The following is a 13,958-nucleotide window of genomic DNA, read 5'->3' as shown; positions in this document are numbered from 1 at the left end:
CTAGACTCGCCGGGTACGCTTGCGGCGGCATAGGGACGGTGATGACGGACATGGGATTCCTCGATTCGATCGAGCGCGGGCTCGAGAAGGCCGTCAACGGCGCCTTCGCGAAGACCTTCCGCGCCGGCGTCGAGCCGGTCGAGCTCGCGAGCGCGCTCAAGCGCGAGCTCGACACCAACGCCTCCGTCGTCTCGCGCGACCGCATCCTCGTGCCGAACCGCCTCACCGTGCGGCTCGCCCCCTCCGACTTCCAGCGCCTGCGGCGCCTCGGCGACGCCCTGCTCGACGAGCTGACCGGCACGCTCCAGACGCACGCGCGGCAGTCCGGCTACTCGTTCCCGGGCCCCATCGACCTCGGCCTCACGCCCGACGAGGCGATGACGACCGGCATGTTCGAGATCTCCTCCGACACCGAGGCCGGCGAGGTCGTCTGGACGGCGGTCGTCGACATCAAGGGCAAGCGGCACACGCTGCGCAAGGGCCGCACCGTCATCGGCCGCGGCTCGGACGCCGACATCACGGTCGACGACGCCGGCGCCTCGCGCAAGCACGCCGAGATCGTCTGGGACGGCACCCGCGCCCAGGTGAGCGACCTCGGCTCCACGAACGGCACGACCCTCAACGGGCGGGCGCTCAAGAGCGCGCTGCTCGAGCCCGACTCGATCATCGACATCGGAGCCACCCGCATCGTCTACCGCGTGCTGGCGCAGTCCAAGGAGCAGCGCCCGTGAGCGAGCTGACCCTCATCATCATCCGGATCGGCTTCCTCGCGCTGCTCTGGCTGTTCATCTTCATCGTGCTGTACTCGCTGCGCAGCGACCTGTTCGGGCCGCGCCTGACGCCGCTGCAGCGCGTGGCGGTGCAGAACCAGCGCTCCCGCGAGCAGGCGGCCACGACGGCGCCGGCCGCCGCGGCGGCAGCGGATGCGCCGACTACCGTCACCGAGCGCGCGGCGCCGGCCGCCGCATCCGCCCCGGGCGCCGCGACCCGCGTCGTCATCACGTCGGGCCCCCGGGCGGGCCTCGAGCTCGACCTGCCGGCGACGGGCCTGACGATCGGCCGCTCGAGCGGCGCGGGCCTCCAGATCAAGGACGACTACACCTCCAACAACCACGCGAAGGTCGTGCGCTGGCGCGACCAGTGGATGGTGCAGGACCTCGGCTCGACGAACGGCACCTACGTCGACGGCAAGCGCATCAGCGAGGCGACGCCCGTGCAGGTCGGCAGCGCCGTGCGGATCGGCACGACGACGTTCGAGCTGAGGCGCTGAGCTTGAGCACACCCCTCGCCGCCGCGATCAGCCACGTCGGCCGGATCCGCACGGAGAACCAGGACTCCGGCTACGCCGGGAACCACCTGTGCTTCGTCGCCGACGGCATGGGCGGTCACGCCGGCGGCGACGTCGCGAGCGCGATCGTGACCCGCAAGGCGCGCGAGGCCGACCGCGAGTACGGCAGCGCCGAGGAGGCCGCGCAGGCGCTCGCCGAGCGGCTGCGAGAGGGCAACGACGCGCTCCAGCAGGCGATGGTCGAGCACCCCGAGCTCAGCGGCATGGGCACGACCGCCTCCGGCATCATCCGGGTCGGCGACCGCGTCGCCATGGCCCACATCGGCGACAGCCGCATCTACCGCTACCGCGTGGGCGCGCTCGAGCAGCTCTCGACCGACCACACCTTCGTGCAGAAGCTCGTCGAGGCCGGCCGCATCACGCGCGAGGAGGCCGAGCACCACCCGCGCCGCAACGTCGTGATGCGCGTGCTCGGCAACGTCGAGACGCATCCCGAGATCGATACGGCCGTCGAGCAGGCGCTGCCCGGCGACCGCTGGCTCGTGTGCTCCGACGGCCTCTCGAGCTACGTCGACGAGGAGCGCATCCGCGCCATCCTCGAGCAGGGGCTCGACACCCCGTCGACCGTGCAGCGGCTCGTCAACGAGTCGCTCTCGCGCGGCGCGCCCGACAACGTGACCGTGGTGCTGTGCGACATCGACGAGCAGCGCTCGTCGTCGATCGAGCCGACCACCGTCGGCTCCGCCGCCGCCCCCATCAGCTACGAGGCGGTCGAGCCCGAGCGCACCTCGGTGAGCCTCGGCCAGCTGCTGCTGCACCCGCGCCAGTCGCGCCAGCAGCCCGCGTTCGAGCACTTCGAGCCCGAGAGCGAGGAGTTCCTGCAGGAGCTGCTCGCCGAGCAGCGGCGCATGCGGCGCAACCGGCGCATCAGCTGGGGCGTCGGCGCGGTGCTCACGGTGATCCTCGTCGCGATCGTGAGCGTGCTCTTCTACGGCTGGACCCAGGACCGCTACTTCGTCGGCGTCAACGAGGCCGGCAACGTCGCGATCTACCAGGGCATCCAGCAGCAGATCGGGCCGATCGTCCTCGCGACGGAGGTGCAGGAGACCGACATCGCGATCGACGACCTCACCCCCTTCAACCAGCGCAACGTCGAGCAGACGATCTCCGCCGACTCGCTCCAGGCCGCGCAGGCCGTGGTCGAGCGATTGGAGCCGACGCCATGACGGATCGCACCGCTCCCAGCGCCCTCCAGACGGGCATCGTGCAGCTGCGCGATGTGACCGAGGCGATCCGCGTGCGCATCCGCAACCCCGCGAAGCTGCGCAACCTCGAGCTGTTCCTGCTCGTGATCGCCTGGGTGATCGCGGGCGGCGCGATGGTGCTCGTGCAGCTCGGCGCCCTGCAGCGCGTCGACCTGTTCCCGCTGCAGCTCGCCGCCGGGCTCGGCATCCTCACGCTCGCGCTCCACATCGCGCTGCGCATCGTCGCGCGCGAGGCCGACGCGATCATCCTGCCGGTCGCGACGGTGCTCAACGGGCTCGGCATCGCGATGATCTACCGCATCGACATCGCCGAGGGCGTCACCGGCTGGGAGGCGGCCTCCATGCGCCAGATCACCTGGACGGGCATCGCGCTCGTCGTGGCGATCGCGGCGATCGTCGTCGTGCGCAACCACCGCGTGCTCGCGCGCTACCGGTTCCTCGCGATGGCGATCGCGATCATCCTGCTCGTGCTGCCGCTCGTGCCCGGCATCGGCCGCACGATCAACGGCGCGACCGTGTGGATCGGCATCGGCAGCATCGTCTCGCTGCAGCCGGGCGAGCTCGCCAAGATCGCCCTCGCGATCTTCTTCGCGGGCTACCTCATGACGGCGCGCGACTCGCTGTCGGTCGTGGGCAGGAAGGTGCTCGGCATCCGCTTCCCGCGGCTGCGCGACCTCGGGCCCATCCTCATCGTCTGGGGCATGTGCATGCTCGTGCTGGTGTTCCAGCGCGACCTCGGCACGTCGATGCTCTACTTCGGCCTGTTCCTCGTGATGATCTACGTCGCCACCGGCCGCCGCTCGTGGATGTTCATCGGCGTCGGCCTCGTCGCGCTCGGCGGCATCGCGGCCTACTTCGTGCTCGGCTACGTGCAGCGCCGCATCGACGCCTGGATCCACGCCTTCGACCAGAGCGTCTACGAGGCGCAGGGCGGCTCGTTCCAGATCGTGCAGGGCGTGTTCGGCATGGCGCACGGCGGCCTGCTCGGCACCGGGCTCGGCCTCGGCCGGCCCGACATCACGCCGTACGCCAACAGCGACTACATCATCCCGTCGCTCGGCGAGGAGCTGGGCCTCGCCGGCATCTTCGCGATCCTCGGGCTCTACCTGATCCTGGTCTCGCGCGGCGTGCGCGTGGGCTTCCAGGGGCCGGACGACTTCACGAAGCTCCTCGCCGTGGGCCTCGCCTTCGCGATCGGCCTGCAGGTGTTCATCGTCGTGGGCGGCGTCACGAGGCTCATCCCGCTGACGGGCCTCACCACGCCGTTCCTGGCAGCCGGCGGCTCCTCGCTGCTGGCCAACTGGCTCATCGTCGCGCTGCTGCTGAGGCTGAGCGACTCGGTGCGCGGAAGGGGGATCGCATGACGGGCGTCGAACGGGAGCAGAGCATGCGCAGGCCCATCCGCCGCGTGAGCACGCTGCTGCTGGTGATGTTCCTCGGGCTCTTCGGCTCGTCGACGATGATCCAGGCCGTGCAGGCCGACTCGCTGCACGCCGATCCGCGCAACACGCGCACGCTGTACGACTCCTTCGCGGTCGAGCGCGGCTCGATCGTGGTCGACGGCGTGCAGGTGGCGCTGTCGACGCCGTCGAACGACGAGTTCGAGTGGCAGCGCGAGTACCCGATGGGGCCGCTCTACGCGCCCGTCACGGGCTACAACACGCTCGGGCAGGGCAACACCGGCATCGAGGGCGCGATGAACGCCGAGCTCACCGGCAGCGCCAACAGCCAGTTCCTCGACCAGATCCTCGCGACGCTCACCGGGCAGGACCCGGCGGGCTCGTCGGTCGAGCTGACGATCGACCACGACGCGCAGCAGGCGGCGGCGGATGCGCTGGGCGGCCGGGAGGGCGCGGTCGTCGCGCTCGACCCCGAGACGGGCGACGTGCTCGCGATGTACTCGAGCCCCACGTTCGACCCCAACGCCTTCGCGAGCCACAACACGGCGGCCGTCACCGAGACGTACAACCAGCTGCTCGCCGATCCCGAGCAGCCGCTGCAGAACCGCGCGATCGCGGGCGACCTCTACTACCCCGGCTCGGTCTTCAAGCTCGTGACCGTCGCCGCCGCGCTCGAGTCGGGCCGCTTCGACCTGCAGTCGGAGTTCGACAACCCCGAGACGCTCACGCTGCCGCAGTCGACGAGCGAGGTGCGCAACGCCTCCCGCGAGACGTGCGGCCCCGGCGAGCAGGCGACGCTCGAGACGTCGCTCGTGCTCTCGTGCAACATCCCCATCGCGCAGCTCGGGCAGGAGCTCGGCCAGGATGCGCTCGCCGAGCAGGCGGCGGCGTTCGGCTACGGCCAGCCGCTCGACATCCCGCTCGCCGTGACCCCCAGCTCCTACCCCACGGGCCTCGACGAGGCGCAGACGATGCTGACGGCCTTCGGCCAGTACGACGTGCGCGTGACGCCCCTGCAGGTGGCGATGACCACCGCGGCGATCGCGAACGACGGCACGATGATGCGGCCCAACATGGTCGACCGCGTGCTCGCGCCCAACCTCGACGTGCTCGACGACCCGGAGCCGACCATCCAGGGCAACCCCATCTCGGCCGAGACGGCGGCGGCGCTGCGCGGCGCGATGGAGCTCGGCGTGAGCGAGGGGCTCGCCTCCAACGCCGCGATCCCGGGCGTGACGGTGGGCGGCAAGACCGGCACCGCGGAGACGGGCGAGAACAACGAGCCGTTCAACCTGTGGTTCACGGGCTACGGCGAGACGGACGACCGGAGCGTGGCAGTCGCCGTCGTGGTCGTGCCGGATGAGAACATCGTCGGTGATACTTCAAACGTGATCGCCGCACCTATCGGGAGAGCAGTGATCGAGGCGGTGCTGAACTCATGAGACCATCCAGCGGACTCACCTTCGGTGGGCGATACCAGCTGACCAGCCGGATCGCCATCGGCGGCATGGGCGAGGTGTGGCAGGCGACCGATCAGGTGATCGGCCGCACGGTGGCGCTCAAGATCCTCAAGGACGAGTACATGGGCGACCCCGGGTTCCTCGAGCGCTTCCGCGCCGAGGCCCGCCACGCCGCGCTCGTCAACCACGAGGGCATCGCCAACGTCTTCGACTACGGCGAGGAGGAGGGCAGCGCCTTCCTCGTGATGGAGCTCGTGCCGGGCGAGCCGCTCAGCGCGATCCTCGACCGCGACCGCACGCTCTCGGCCGACAAGGTGCTCGACATCGTCGCGCAGACCTCCGCAGCGCTCCACGCCGCGCACCAGGCGGGGCTCGTGCACCGCGACATCAAGCCCGGCAACCTGCTCATCACGCCCGAGGGCCGCGTCAAGATCACCGACTTCGGCATCGCGCGCATCGCCGACCAGGTGCCGCTCACCGCGACCGGCCAGGTCATGGGCACGGTGCAGTACCTCTCGCCCGAGCAGGCCTCGGGGCAGCAGGCGGCGCCGTCGACCGACATCTACTCGCTCGGCATCGTCGCCTACGAGGCGCTCGCCGGCCGGCGGCCGTTCACGGGCGAGTCGCAGGTCGCGATCGCGATGGCGCACATCAACGACGCACCGCCGGACCTGCCCGGCACCGTGCCGGAGCCGGTGCGCAACCTCGTGCTGTCGTGCATCGCGAAGACCCCCGCCGACCGCCCGACCTCCGCGGCGCACCTGTCGCGCGCCGCGACCATGCTGCGCCGTGGCGACATCGCCGGTGCCGCGGCGATCGTGCCGGGCATCGCCTCGACCGACTCGTTCGCGACGATCGACTCGCCGACCCAGGCCGCGACCCGGGTGATCACGACCCAGTCGAGCCCCGCGACGGCGGCGCTGCCGGTGACTCGCGCGACGACGCTGGACCGCGACCGCGACCGGCGCCGCAACCCCTGGATCTGGCCCGTCGTGATCCTCGCGGTGCTGCTCGTCGCGGCCGGCGTCGCGATCGCGATGATGCTGCTCAACCAGCAGCAGCAGCAGCCCGTCGACTCGGGCACGCCGGTGCCGAGCCAGACCCTCGAGACGGTCGACATCGACCTGAGCGACTTCGAGGGGATGGACGAGGCCGAGTTCCGCGCCGCGATCGAGGCGCTCGAGCTCGAGCCTGCCGTCGAGACCGGCAACCCGGCCACCGCCGAGGCCGACGCGGGCACGGTCTACGCCGTCGACCCGACCGGCCCGGTGCCGGTGGGCTCGACCGTGACGGGCACGATCTACGCCCCCGTGGCCGCGATCGCCGACCCCACGTCGGTGCCGCGCCTGCAGGACGGCGGCGACCCGGCGGCCCTCACGGTCGGCGACAGCCCCGTCGTCGTCTGGGACGAGGCGAGCTGCCCCGCCGGCTACAGCCTCGGCGGCTACACGGCCACGATCACCTGGCCCGACGGCCGGGAGCAGATCGAGGAGACCGGCATCGCGCAGATGAACTTCAGCTCGGTCCCCGCCGGCGACACGACGATCTCGTACACCTACACGTGCGACGTCGACGGCGGCGAGTCGCTCACGAGCGGCTCGTCCCCGGCGCTGACGATGACGGCGACGCCGGAGGAGACCCCGGAGCCCGAGCCGACGCCCACGCCGACGCCCACGGAGCCGACCGAGACCCTGCCGGTGGAGCCGCCGGTCGAGCCCTGATCGGCCGCACCACGGGGGTCGCCCGCGCCCGTGACGTAGAATCGACCGATCCCGCCGCGCGCCGGGACGACGTCCTGACGCATGCACGAGGGAAGGAGCCGCGATGACCGACAGCATCATCGCCTCCCTGCGGACCCTCGGCGACCGCTACGAGATCGGCGAGCTCATCGGCCAGGGCGGCATGGCGCAGGTGCACAAGGCCCGCGACACCCGGCTCGACCGGCAGGTGGCCGTCAAGCTGCTGAAGCCCGAGCTCTCGCTCGACCCGGAGTTCCGCACGCGCTTCCGTCAGGAGGCGCAGTCCGCGGCGCGGATGTCGCACCCCACCGTCGTGCGCGTCTTCGACGCCGGCGAGGAGCCGGCGGTCGACGCCCAGGGCGAGCCCGCCGCCGTGCCGTACATCGTCATGGAGTACGTCGACGGCCGCATGGTGAAGGACATCATCGCCGAGGGCCCGCTCACCGAGGCCGAGGCCGTGCGCATCACCAAGGGCATCCTCACCGCCCTCGAGTACTCGCACCGCGCCGGCATCGTGCACCGCGACATCAAGCCGGGCAACGTCATGGTGACGCCCGGCGGCCAGATCAAGGTGATGGACTTCGGCATCGCCCGTGCGGTGAGCGAGACGAGCGCCAACGTGGCGCAGACCGGCACCATCCTCGGCACCGCCCAGTACTTCTCCCCCGAGCAGGCGCGCGGCGAGTCGGTCGATGCCCGCACCGACCTGTACTCCACCGGCGTGATCCTCTTCGAGCTGCTGACCGGCCGCGCGCCGTTCGAGTCCGACACCGCGGTCGGCGTCGCCTACCAGCACGTCGCCGAGGAGCCGCCGACCACCTCGTCGATCACCCCGGGCATCACGCCCGAGATGGACTCCATCGTCGCGAAGGCGCTCGAGAAGCGCCGCGAGCACCGCTTCCAGACGGCCACCGAGTTCAAGCAGGCGCTCGACGACGCGCTCGCCGGCGTGCTCGTGCCCTTCGAGCGCACCGACACCGCGCCGGTCGAGATCGGCGCCGCGACGACGATGTTCGCCGCGCTCGCCGCCGACGACCCGCAGCCCGAGGCCGAGACGACCGCCGAGCTCGCGGCGGTGCGGCGCGACCGCCGTCCGCCCGTGGCCTGGCTCTGGGGCGCCGTCGCGCTCATCGCCGTGCTCGTCGTAAGCGCCGTCGCGTGGGCCGTCAGCCTGGGCGGCAGCATCCCGATCGCCGGGCTCTCCACCACCGTGCCCGCCGTCGCCGGCATGCAGGAGGCGGAGGCGGTCGCCGCCGTCGAGGGCGCTGACCTCGTGCCCGAGGTGCGGCGCGTGATCGACGACGCCGAGGCCGGCACGGTGCTGCGCACGGATCCCGACGCGGGCATCGTGCTCTCCCCCGGCGCCGCGATCACCGTCGTGGTCTCGAACGGCCCGCCGCCCTCGCCGCTGCTGAGCGTCGCGAACCTCACCGAGGCGCAGGCGCGGCAGGCGCTCGAGGCGGCCGGGTACACCGTCGGCACCGTGACGCGCGAGAACGCGCCGACCGTCGCCGCCGACCTCGTCGTGCGCACCGACCCGAGCGCCGGCACCGACGTCTCGCGCGGCGCGACCGTCAACATCGTCCTCGCGAGCGGGCTCGTGACCGTGCCCGACGTCACGGGGCAGGCGATCTCGAGCGCCGCCGACCAGATGAGCGCCCTCGGCCTCACGGTCGACCGCCGCTTCACGACGCGCTGCCTGGGCGGCGAGGTCGTCGAGCAGTCGCTCACGCCCGGCGACCACCCGCAGGGCAGCACCATCACGCTGCTCTACTGCAACGGCCAGCCGGCGCCCGATCCCGCTCCGGCCCCCGCACCGGAGCCGGAGCCCGAGCCGGAGCCAGAGCCCGAGCCGGAGCCCGAGCCGACCAACCCCGGCAACGGCGGTGGCGGCGGCGGTGGCGGCGGCGGCGACGAGGGCTGACGCTCTCGCGAGCCCGGGGGTCGACCCCGACTGCCCCGACTACGCCACGTGGTCGGGCGGCGGTGCGAGCGTCACGAGGGGCGCGCGGCCCTCGGCGAGCTGCGCCGCGCCGGTGAGCCCCGCGGCCTCGAGCCAGTTGCCCAGCATCCGGTAGCCGCCCTCGGTGAGCACCGACTCCGGGTGGAACTGCACGCCCCAGACGGGGGCACCGCGGTGCTCGACCGCCATGATCACGCCGGCCTGCGCATCCGGGACCGTCCGCGCGGTGACGCGCAGCGCATCCGGCACCGTGCCGTCGACGATCGCGAGCGAGTGGTAGCGGGTCGCGGTGAGCGGGCTCGGGAGGCCCTCGAAGACCGTCGTGCCGTCGTGCTCGACGAGGCTCGTCTTGCCGTGCATGAGCTGCGGCGCGTGCGTGACCACGCCGCCGAGCGCCTCGGCGATCGCCTGGTGGCCGAGGCAGACGCCCAGCAGCGGCGTGCCGGTCTCGATCGCGGCGTGCACCATCGGGATGGAGACGCCCGCGTCGGCCGGAGCGCCGGGGCCCGGCGAGAGCAGCACGGCATCCCAGTCGCGGATGGTCGACGCGTCGACCTCGTCGTTGCGCACGACCGAGACCTCCGCGCCGAGCTCCTGGAGGTAGCCGGCGAGGGTGTAGACGAAGCTGTCGAAGTTGTCGACGACGAGGATGCGAGTCATGTGATGGTGGGGTCCGGGGTCGGGAAGAAGGTCTGCATCACCCACGGGTAGCCGTGGAGGACGAGGAACCAGGCGACGGCCGCGAGCAGCGCGGCCACGAGCAGCAGCCGCACGGGCCAGGGCCCGGGCAGCGCACGCCAGAGTGCTGCATACATCATGCCCTCCCGAGGCTGGCGGCGAGCTCGGCGGGCATGCCGGCCTCGGCCTCCTGCCACCCGAGCCAGGTGGCGTAGGCGATGAGCCGGCCCTCGGCCGACCACTCGGGGTTGCACGTCGTGAGCGTGAGGTAGCGCCCGTCGGCGGGCGTCTCGGGCTGCTGCGGCACCGGGGCGACGACCTCGACGGCGGTCGGCGGCACGTACTCGTGGTTGCGGAACTCGTAGACGTGCCACGCGCCGGCGGTCTGCACGTAGATGCGGTCGCCGACGCGCAGCTCGTCGAGGTGCGTGAACGGCCCGCCCTGGCCGTTGCGGTGCCCGGCGACCGCGAAGTTGCCCAGCTCCCCCGGCTGCGCCGAGTCGCTGTAGTGCGCGAGCCCCTGCTCGAGCGAGTCGAGCACCGCGCGGCTCGTGCCCTCGCCGATCACGCGCTCGAAGCCGCCGAGCCGAGGGATGTACATCACCGCGAACGACTCGCGGTCGGCGGAGGCAGGCTCGGCCGGCGGCTCGTCGGTGCGGAGCGCCGCATCGGGGGCGGATGCATCGGGCGATCCGGGCTGGACGAGCCCCAGCTGCGAGGCGAAGCTGCGCGCCGCCTCCTGCTGCTGCCCGCCGAGCACGGCGTCCGAGAGCCACAGCTGCCAGCCGGCGTAGCCGAGCGCGAGCACCCCCGCGGTCACGAGCAGCTCGCCCAGCACGCTCGCTGGCGAGGCGCGCCGCCGGGGGCGGCGACCCTCCGCGCGCTGCTGCCTGGCCACCGCTCAATCCTAGGCGGCGCCTGCATTACCATTGGGTGCCATGAGCAGCGACAAGTCCATCGAGAAGGCGTCGGCCGCCAAGAGCCGGTCCGCGAAGGGCAAGGAGCGCTCCCCGCACGACGACCAGCGGAACCCGGTCTGGTTCAAGCCGGTCATGTTCGGCTTCATGCTCGTCGGCTTCCTCTGGGTGATCGTGTACTACATCTCGGGCACGACGCTGCCGCTGCCGCAGCTGGGCTCCTGGAACATCGTGATCGGCTTCGGCGTGATGTTCATCGGCTTCATCATGACCACGCGCTGGAAGTAGCCGACCGAATCACACCGGTGTAGTTCTCCCCAGGTGTGGAGAAAACTGTGGAGAACGGGGCGTCCGGACTGCGCTCAGAGCAGCACGGCGACGCGAGCCGCGAAGAGCGCCGCGAGCACGAGCGCGACACCGCCGATGACGAGCCAGGCCGCGCGCGTGGTGCGGTCGCCGCGCATCCGCGCATGCACCGCGCCGATGCCGAAGCCGAGCGCGAGCCCGATCGCGAGGCCGCCGACGTGCGCCGGCCACGAGATGCCGCCGAACGCGAAGGTGATCACGAGGTTGATGCCGACGAGCACGAGCAGCGCCGGCTGCACCCGCCCGAGCATCCGCTGCATGCCGATCGCCATGCCGAACAGCGCGTAGATCGCGCCCGAGGCGCCGACCACGGCGGAGGCCGGCGTGAACCACGCGACGGCCACCGCGGCCCCCGCCGCGCTCACGACGTACGCGGCGAGGTACGGCAGCCGTCCGATGCGCTCCTCGATCGCCGGCCCCACCATCCACAGGATCATCATGTTGAAGGCGAAGTGCAGCACCCCCGCGTGCACGAGCGCGTAGGTGAGGAAGCGCCACGGCTCGACGAGCGAGTAGGGCAGGAAGTACATCAGCTGCCCCGACAGGTTGCCGGGCAGGATCTGCAGCACGCCGACGAGCGCGGTGACCGCGACGATGGCGATCGTCACCGGCGCGGGCTGCGCGAGCCACTGCCGGGTGCGCTGCCCGATCGCGGTGCGCGGGCCGCCGTGGGCGACGCGCGTCTCGCGCAGGCGCGCGCGCTGCTCGTCGCGCAGCTCGCGCACGCACTCGGGGCAGTGCACGCCGACCGGCGCCTGCTGCTGGCACTCGCCGCAGATGGTGCGGCCGCAGCGCTGGCAGAGCACCCAGCTCTGCCGATCAGGATGCCGGTAGCAGCGATCGGCAGGCGGGGCGGCGGACACCTGGGGTCAGGCCTGCTGGATCTCGACGGACTCGATCACGACGTCCTCGAGCGGACGGTCGCGGCCGTCGGTGGGCACGGCCTGGATCGCGTCGACGACCTTGCGCGACGCCTCGTCCTCGACGAGGCCGAAGATCGTGTGCTTGCCCTTGAGCCACGGGGTCGCGACGGTCGTGATGAAGAACTGCGAGCCGTTCGTGCCGCGGCCGCCCTGGATGCCGGCGTTCGCCATGGCGAGCACGTACGGCGCGTTGAAGTCGAGCTCGGGGTGGATCTCGTCGTCGAACTGGTAGCCGGGGCCGCCGACGCCCTGACCGAGCGGGTCGCCGCCCTGGATCATGAAGTCGGGGATGATGCGGTGGAAGACGACGCCGTCGTAGAGCGGGTCGGTCGAGGTCTTGCCGGTGCCGGGGTGCGTCCACTCGCGAGCACCGGTGGCGAGCTCGACGAAGTTCTGCACCGTCTTGGGGGCGTGGTCGCCGAGGAGGTTGACCTTGATCTCGCCGAGGTTCGTGCGGATCGTCGCGACAGCAGTGTGGTGAGCCATGCCTCGATCCTCCCACAGCGAGGGCCTGCGGAGCCCGTCGGAGGGGGCAGGTTCGACGACAGCGAAACCGCTCGTCCGCTGGGTGACGCGTCCAGGAAAACCTGCAATGATCAGCCGCAGGCTCTCCCCACGGAAGGACGGATATGTCGCTCGAACTCTCGCGCAAGCGCGCGAAGCAGGTGAAGAAGCTCCGCAAGCAGGCCGACAAGCTCTGGGCCGAGCAGCGCGTGGTGAACCACCACGCCGCCGAGATCGCCCGCGAGGCCCGCGAGGCCGCTCGCGCCTACGGCAACGAGTCGCTGCGTCCGACCGCCGAGCGCTACGTGCACCGCGGCGTCGACGCCGGCCGCAACACCCTCTCCCGCGCCACGCGGGGCTGGAACTCGTCGGTCGTGCCGGCCATCGCATCGGGCCTCGGCTCGTTCGCGGCCATGGCGCAGATCGCCAAGGACGACCGCGTGAAGGACGCCATCGACAGCGTGCGCCGCTACACGACGGTGCCCGAGGTCTCGCCCGCGCACTCCGCGAAGAGCGGTCCCAACGCCTGGCAGTGGCTCCTCATCGGCGCCGGCGCCGTGGCGGTCGCGAGCGCGGCCTACGCCGCGTGGCAGACGCTCCGCGCCGACGACGACCTCTGGATCCCCGACGCCGCCGACTCGGCGATCGACGCGCCGCCGCGCCCGGTCGACCAGCCCTCCGGCGGCCTCGCCGAGGGCCCGGAGGCCGGCTCGCCGCAGGCCTGATCCGACGCTCGACAGCAGGGGCTCCGCCGCGAGGCGGGGCCCTGCTGCGTGCTGGCCGGGCTCGGGAGCGCTCCGCCGCCCGGACGTGCTCCGCCGGCTCAGCCCAGGGTCGAGCCGACGACCACGAGGATGCCGCCGGCGATGAGCACGCCGGCCGCGAGCAGGAAGGCGCGCAGCCGCCGCTCGGGCTCCCGCCCGGAGCGCATCGTGCGCACGATGTCGATGCCGCTGATGACGACGCTCGCCGCCATGAGGGCGAGGCCGAGCACGACCAGCGGGGGCATGGCGGGCATCAGCGCAGCGGCGATCCGGCGTCGCCGAGGTGGCGCAGCGCCCAGTCGACGGCGTGCACGTGCCGCAGCTCCGGCACACCCGCGAGCGCGTGCCACGCCACGTCGTCGGTCGTGCCGCCCACCTCGACCGCGAGCTCGCCGCCGATGATCTCGGCGCGGTAGAGGATGCGCAGCGCCTGCAGCTCGTCGCCGCGCGCGGCGCTCGAGAGCACGGCGGAGTCGACGCCGAGCAGGCTCACGAGCCGCACGTCGTAGCCGGTCTCCTCCTTGACCTCCCGCACGGCGCCGTCGGCCGGGTGCTCCCCCGGCTCGACGCCGCCGCCCGGCAGCGTCCAGCCCGACATGCCGCCCTCGCGCCAGTGCGGCAGCAGGATCTGCGCGTCGTCGCCCTCGCCCCTCGTGATGAGGGCGTAGGCGGCCACTCGCATGCGCATTGC

At 72.2% G+C, this 13,958-nt stretch carries 16 protein-coding genes; 9 read left to right on the top strand and 7 right to left on the bottom strand.

Going from position 1 to position 13,958, the window contains the following annotated elements; genetic code table 11:
- Positions 1–50: 50 nt before the first annotated feature.
- The 7 genes from AC1RNL_RS06405 to pknB all read left to right on the top strand — a co-directional run bounded on the left by AC1RNL_RS06405 (position 51) and on the right by pknB (position 9,076).
- Positions 51–731 carry an FHA domain-containing protein gene (locus AC1RNL_RS06405; protein WP_435869477.1) on the top strand — a complete coding sequence of 227 codons (681 nt, stop codon included), beginning with the start codon at positions 51–53 and terminating at the stop codon, positions 729–731.
- Positions 728–1,270, top strand: a complete 543-nt coding sequence (locus AC1RNL_RS06400; protein WP_128189832.1) for an FHA domain-containing protein FhaB/FipA — start codon at positions 728–730, stop codon at positions 1,268–1,270. The genes AC1RNL_RS06405 and AC1RNL_RS06400 overlap by 4 nt, the downstream gene beginning before the upstream one ends.
- A gap of 2 nt (positions 1,271–1,272) precedes the next feature.
- Positions 1,273–2,514, top strand: coding sequence for a PP2C family protein-serine/threonine phosphatase (locus AC1RNL_RS06395; protein ID WP_128189833.1), 1,242 nt, complete (start codon positions 1,273–1,275; stop codon positions 2,512–2,514).
- Complete coding sequence (locus AC1RNL_RS06390; protein WP_364193369.1) at positions 2,511–3,917, top strand: FtsW/RodA/SpoVE family cell cycle protein; 1,407 nt, start codon at positions 2,511–2,513, stop codon at positions 3,915–3,917. The genes AC1RNL_RS06395 and AC1RNL_RS06390 overlap by 4 nt, the downstream gene beginning before the upstream one ends.
- Positions 3,914–5,395 carry a peptidoglycan D,D-transpeptidase FtsI family protein gene (locus AC1RNL_RS06385; protein ID WP_310123244.1) on the top strand — a complete coding sequence of 494 codons (1,482 nt, stop codon included), beginning with the start codon at positions 3,914–3,916 and terminating at the stop codon, positions 5,393–5,395. Before AC1RNL_RS06390 ends, AC1RNL_RS06385 begins: the two co-directional genes overlap by 4 nt.
- The gene (locus tag AC1RNL_RS06380) at positions 5,392–7,134 is read left to right on the top strand and encodes a protein kinase domain-containing protein (RefSeq protein ID WP_492934746.1); all 1,743 of its coding nucleotides are present in this window, start codon (positions 5,392–5,394) and stop codon (positions 7,132–7,134) included. Before AC1RNL_RS06385 ends, AC1RNL_RS06380 begins: the two co-directional genes overlap by 4 nt.
- 103 nt (positions 7,135–7,237) lie before the next feature.
- Positions 7,238–9,076, top strand: a complete 1,839-nt coding sequence (pknB, locus tag AC1RNL_RS06375; RefSeq protein ID WP_492934745.1) for a Stk1 family PASTA domain-containing Ser/Thr kinase — start codon at positions 7,238–7,240, stop codon at positions 9,074–9,076.
- Positions 9,077–9,115: 39 nt separating this feature from the next.
- Here pknB and AC1RNL_RS06370 read toward each other — a convergent pair whose 3' ends face one another.
- From AC1RNL_RS06370 to AC1RNL_RS06360, 3 genes are read right to left on the bottom strand one after another with little or no spacing between them, the layout of a single operon-like run.
- Positions 9,116–9,775 (bottom strand): anthranilate synthase component II, encoded by a 660-nt coding sequence (locus AC1RNL_RS06370; protein ID WP_128190710.1) that lies wholly within the window; start codon positions 9,773–9,775, stop codon positions 9,116–9,118.
- Positions 9,772–9,933, bottom strand: coding sequence for a hypothetical protein (locus AC1RNL_RS06365; protein ID WP_164877232.1), 162 nt, complete (start codon positions 9,931–9,933; stop codon positions 9,772–9,774). The genes AC1RNL_RS06370 and AC1RNL_RS06365 overlap by 4 nt, the downstream gene beginning before the upstream one ends.
- Positions 9,930–10,691 carry a class E sortase gene (locus tag AC1RNL_RS06360; protein WP_492934744.1) on the bottom strand — a complete coding sequence of 254 codons (762 nt, stop codon included), beginning with the start codon at positions 10,689–10,691 and terminating at the stop codon, positions 9,930–9,932. Before AC1RNL_RS06360 ends, AC1RNL_RS06365 begins: the two co-directional genes overlap by 4 nt.
- Before the next feature lie 40 nt (positions 10,692–10,731).
- On the opposite strand from AC1RNL_RS06360, the gene AC1RNL_RS06355 reads away from it, so the two are divergent.
- Positions 10,732–10,998, top strand: a complete 267-nt coding sequence (locus AC1RNL_RS06355; RefSeq protein ID WP_128190400.1) for a cell division protein CrgA — start codon at positions 10,732–10,734, stop codon at positions 10,996–10,998.
- A 74-nt stretch (positions 10,999–11,072) separates the two neighbouring features.
- On the opposite strand, the gene AC1RNL_RS06350 is transcribed toward AC1RNL_RS06355, so the two are convergent.
- Positions 11,073–11,882, bottom strand: coding sequence for a rhomboid family intramembrane serine protease (locus AC1RNL_RS06350; protein ID WP_364193352.1), 810 nt, complete (start codon positions 11,880–11,882; stop codon positions 11,073–11,075).
- Positions 11,883–11,945: 63 nt separating this feature from the next.
- Positions 11,946–12,485: a peptidylprolyl isomerase gene (locus AC1RNL_RS06345; RefSeq protein ID WP_128190397.1), complete on the bottom strand. Its 540-nt coding sequence runs from the start codon at positions 12,483–12,485 to the stop codon at positions 11,946–11,948.
- 143 nt (positions 12,486–12,628) lie between these two features.
- Between AC1RNL_RS06345 and AC1RNL_RS06340 the strand changes: the two genes are divergently transcribed.
- The gene (locus AC1RNL_RS06340; RefSeq protein ID WP_492934743.1) at positions 12,629–13,228 is read left to right on the top strand and encodes a hypothetical protein; all 600 of its coding nucleotides are present in this window, start codon (positions 12,629–12,631) and stop codon (positions 13,226–13,228) included.
- Positions 13,229–13,326: 98 nt separating this feature from the next.
- Here AC1RNL_RS06340 and AC1RNL_RS06335 read toward each other — a convergent pair whose 3' ends face one another.
- Together AC1RNL_RS06335 and AC1RNL_RS06330 are read right to left on the bottom strand one after the other, a co-directional pair.
- Positions 13,327–13,521, bottom strand: a complete 195-nt coding sequence (locus tag AC1RNL_RS06335; protein ID WP_128190395.1) for a hypothetical protein — start codon at positions 13,519–13,521, stop codon at positions 13,327–13,329.
- The gene (locus AC1RNL_RS06330; protein ID WP_492934742.1) at positions 13,521–13,955 is read right to left on the bottom strand and encodes an NUDIX hydrolase; all 435 of its coding nucleotides are present in this window, start codon (positions 13,953–13,955) and stop codon (positions 13,521–13,523) included. Before AC1RNL_RS06330 ends, AC1RNL_RS06335 begins: the two co-directional genes overlap by 1 nt.
- Between the last annotated feature and the right edge of the window lie 3 nt (positions 13,956–13,958).

The organism is Agrococcus sp. GW821-FHT14H11 (assembly GCF_058803545.1).
The sequence above is the reverse complement of the archived record's forward strand: the minus strand, read 5'-3'. Positions and strand labels throughout refer to the sequence as shown.

Coding starts and splice junctions, on each gene's coding strand:
- AC1RNL_RS06405 (WP_435869477.1), top strand. CDS start 51: ATGGGATTCCTCGATTCGATCGAGCGCGGGCTCGAGAAGGCCGTCAAC.
- AC1RNL_RS06390 (WP_364193369.1), top strand. CDS start 2,511: ATGACGGATCGCACCGCTCCCAGCGCCCTCCAGACGGGCATCGTGCAG.
- AC1RNL_RS06385 (WP_310123244.1), top strand. CDS start 3,914: ATGACGGGCGTCGAACGGGAGCAGAGCATGCGCAGGCCCATCCGCCGC.
- AC1RNL_RS06380 (WP_492934746.1), top strand. CDS start 5,392: ATGAGACCATCCAGCGGACTCACCTTCGGTGGGCGATACCAGCTGACC.
- pknB (WP_492934745.1), top strand. CDS start 7,238: ATGACCGACAGCATCATCGCCTCCCTGCGGACCCTCGGCGACCGCTAC.
- AC1RNL_RS06370 (WP_128190710.1), bottom strand. CDS start 9,775: ATGACTCGCATCCTCGTCGTCGACAACTTCGACAGCTTCGTCTACACC.
- AC1RNL_RS06365 (WP_164877232.1), bottom strand. CDS start 9,933: ATGATGTATGCAGCACTCTGGCGTGCGCTGCCCGGGCCCTGGCCCGTG.
- AC1RNL_RS06355 (WP_128190400.1), top strand. CDS start 10,732: ATGAGCAGCGACAAGTCCATCGAGAAGGCGTCGGCCGCCAAGAGCCGG.
- AC1RNL_RS06345 (WP_128190397.1), bottom strand. CDS start 12,485: ATGGCTCACCACACTGCTGTCGCGACGATCCGCACGAACCTCGGCGAG.
- AC1RNL_RS06340 (WP_492934743.1), top strand. CDS start 12,629: ATGTCGCTCGAACTCTCGCGCAAGCGCGCGAAGCAGGTGAAGAAGCTC.
- AC1RNL_RS06335 (WP_128190395.1), bottom strand. CDS start 13,521: ATGCCCGCCATGCCCCCGCTGGTCGTGCTCGGCCTCGCCCTCATGGCG.
- AC1RNL_RS06330 (WP_492934742.1), bottom strand. CDS start 13,955: ATGCGCATGCGAGTGGCCGCCTACGCCCTCATCACGAGGGGCGAGGGC.